Source organism: Aquicoccus porphyridii (genome assembly GCF_008369105.1).
Lineage (GTDB): Bacteria > Pseudomonadota > Alphaproteobacteria > Rhodobacterales > Rhodobacteraceae > Aquicoccus > Aquicoccus porphyridii.
The window spans coordinates 1-2,060 of record NZ_VINQ01000049.1; the positions used below are offsets into that span (position 1 = coordinate 1).

Sequence of the window (2,060 nt, forward strand, 5' to 3'; positions counted from 1 at the left end):
CTTGACCCCCAGCGAAAATACCGAAACACTCAAAACAGAAACATGATCGCAGGCAGATAATCAGCCGTGCCCGAACTGTCCGGGAATTACTGAAATGGCTGTCCGGGATTTAGCGAAATCGCTGTCCGGTAATTTTGAAATCCGCAAGTGCGGCGGATTGCTTCGGGCAGCGTGTTAAAAGCAGGACCAAGCACGCGTCGAAATATCGGCACAAGCGGCTCAATGACACGCTCGGTCGTCACACTCAGATCGGCCATCGCAGCCTCTGCTTCTGCCAGCGTGATTGTTTCCAGCGCCGGGCCTGCGCCCACCGGCAAAACCGCGCGCCGCAGCAGCGCACGCGCAGCGACGGCAGGGATGAAGGGGCCGTCACCGTCCTCGACCAAAAGTCGCCACCACCTGCGCTCATACCCCACGATCACCATGACTGACATGCCGCCGCGCCCGCTGCCGAAAGGGGCGAGAAGGTCGGCCGCTAGCTTGAATGTCCGCACGATCGGACGATTTACCGGGATTGGCACCCAGCGCCGCACCAATGAGAATGCGGCAAGGCCATAACGCATCACGCCCAATTCCAGCCCCGCGCGAAACAGCACTGTATCCGCGCCGAAATGTGCTGGAAACAAGGCAAGATCAGGGACGTCGATTTGCCAGCCCTGGCGGATCAGCCCACCCGGGAGCACATAGTTCTTCCGCTCCGACCAGCCCCAGCCTGTCGTACGTATCCACGCCCCGCCGCGCCAGACCTGCATTGGGCGGCCAACCTGCGACAGGATCGACGTCATCACCGACAGCCCACGTGGGCTACGATTGCCTGGTAGGATTGCGCTGTCGATCACTCGTGGACGAGATGTGCCGGTCAAGGCCCGCACCGCAGCACTCGACAGGGCTGGGATAGAGGAGAGGCCTGATATGACACATAGTCCCGCGGCCGATGCCTCGGCATCGAGCATAGCGATCCCGGTGCAAAAGTTGGCATTATCAGACAGATCAAAATAATGCAGCCCTGCCGCAATCGCGGCGCGGGGCAGCCGGTAGGGGTCTGTTACATAGGTATGAAATGGACCTGCGGCATCAATGAGCACTTCATGTGCTGCCAAGGCTTGCAAATCACCCACACGGTCCATCTGCACTGCCTCACAACCTAACCTATCCGCCAGCGTCCGGGCAGCGGTCAGATTGCGTGCGGCTATCGTTACCTGGTGCCCGTCCCGCACCAGCAATCGCGCGAGCCGGGAGCCAAAGACACCAGTGCCGCCTAGCACCAGAACCCTCATCGTAGCAGTCTTTTCTGAAAGTCGGGATCGGGGAGTGCGCACATGTCAGCGCGTCCGAATACCGCGTAACGGTTGCGCGCAAGGCGCTGATAGAGCCAGTTTCGCATCGGCCTGGGAACGATCCGGAGCAAGTCAGTGAGACGCGCCCAGCCACCAAATCTTCGGCCCGCATGTAGCACCGCTTCGAAATCGACATGCGGCAGTCCGTCGTCAAGAAAGAGCCAGCTTGTCGGGTCGTCGGGGCGGAGCCCGTAATGTCGCAGCAGGGCAGCGCCAAGAGGCGTTTGAACCGGGCAAATCCGCACGGTGCCAGTCCGGTCGAGCCGGTGGATCATCCGCGCGCCCCAACTGCAAATTGTGCATTCGGCGTCCATGACTGCGACCGGGACGCTGTCGTTGAATTCTGGGACCGTAGGATCGCTGCGATAGGAAAAGGGCCTGATCATGATGCACCAATCATTGGTGAATCCGTGCGCCAGCGCAATCTTGAAGAGCAGCTCAGCAGGGGACTTAGTCAGATATTTGTCTCAACAACTCTCGCCAATGACCGGTTGAGAGAGATAGCGACCTCTCGCAAATGCGAATGGCTGGTTCGGTGAATTTGCAATGCAGCATGCTGCAAATAGCGAAGGTCTGGTCAGGGCGGCGAACGACGCCACCGATCGCTTGATGGGAGGGCTGCCGCAGGTCGGCTTCGAGCCCACAGCGGACGGGCATCGATGATCAATTTATTGCGCCCCAGCTAATTAGCTGGGGCGCAATAAATCGCTATGCGCCGCACTT

General features: G+C 59.7%; 2 protein-coding genes. Both read right to left on the bottom strand.

Features of this window, described 5'->3' with window-relative positions; translation table 11 throughout:
* Positions 1–86: 86 nt before the first annotated feature.
* Entirely contained in the window at positions 87–1,277 is a 1,191-nt protein-coding gene (locus FLO80_RS21625; RefSeq protein ID WP_111369545.1) for a saccharopine dehydrogenase NADP-binding domain-containing protein, read from the bottom strand.
* Positions 1,274–1,723, bottom strand: a complete 450-nt coding sequence (locus FLO80_RS21630) for a thiol-disulfide oxidoreductase DCC family protein (protein ID WP_111369543.1) — start codon at positions 1,721–1,723, stop codon at positions 1,274–1,276. Before FLO80_RS21630 ends, FLO80_RS21625 begins: the two co-directional genes overlap by 4 nt.
* Between the last annotated feature and the right edge of the window lie 337 nt (positions 1,724–2,060).

Excerpts from the sequence above, each read along its gene's own strand:
- FLO80_RS21630 (WP_111369543.1), bottom strand. The coding sequence starts at position 1,723 with ATGATCAGGCCCTTTTCCTATCGCAGCGATCCTACGGTCCCAGAATTC.
- FLO80_RS21625 (WP_111369545.1), bottom strand. The coding sequence starts at position 1,277 with ATGAGGGTTCTGGTGCTAGGCGGCACTGGTGTCTTTGGCTCCCGGCTC.